We start from the raw sequence: 566 nt of genomic DNA on the forward strand, positions 1-566 counted from the left end.
CCCCGACGGTGCCCACCGGTGCGCCCGTCGTACCGGCCCGGGCCGCAGGAGGTGTCCTGCCGTGAGCACCGTCCTCACCCCCGAGCTGCCGGTGCAGATCGCCCAGGCGGCGCCGCGCATCACCGTGGTCGGCGACGTCATGCTCGACGTGTGGCTCCACGGTCGCAGCGAACGCCTCGCCCGGGAGGCACCGGCCCCCGTCGTCGACCTCGCCGAGGAGATCGAGGCCGGCGGCGGGGCGGCGAACACGGCACTCAACCTCGCCGCGCTCGGGGCCCGGGTGACGCTCGTCGGGGCGATCGGTGACGACCCGGCCGGGGCCCGCCTCCGAGCACTGCTCGAGGAGGCGGGGGTCGACACCACCGGCCTCGTCGTCGACCCGCAGCTCGCGACGACGACGAAGTCCCGGATCGTCGTCGCCGACCAGGTGATGGTCCGCCTCGACCGCGGCGCCGGGGCACCGACCGAGGCGACGATGCGGGCGATGGCCCGCGGCGCCTCGGCCGGTGCCCCGTCCGGGGTCACGATCGGCGCCACCACCGGAGCGACCGGCGGTGAGCCGCTCG

At 76.9% G+C, this 566-nt stretch carries 1 protein-coding gene; it reads left to right on the forward strand.

The window, feature by feature from the left end; genetic code table 11:
- Window positions 1-61: 61 nt before the first annotated feature.
- A partial coding sequence (locus ABD172_RS02280) for a PfkB family carbohydrate kinase (RefSeq protein ID WP_344306563.1) occupies window positions 62-566 on the forward strand: 505 nt, incomplete at its 3' end.

It is taken from the genome of Brevibacterium samyangense, assembly GCF_039529845.1.
Lineage (GTDB): Bacteria > Actinomycetota > Actinomycetes > Actinomycetales > Brevibacteriaceae > Brevibacterium > Brevibacterium samyangense.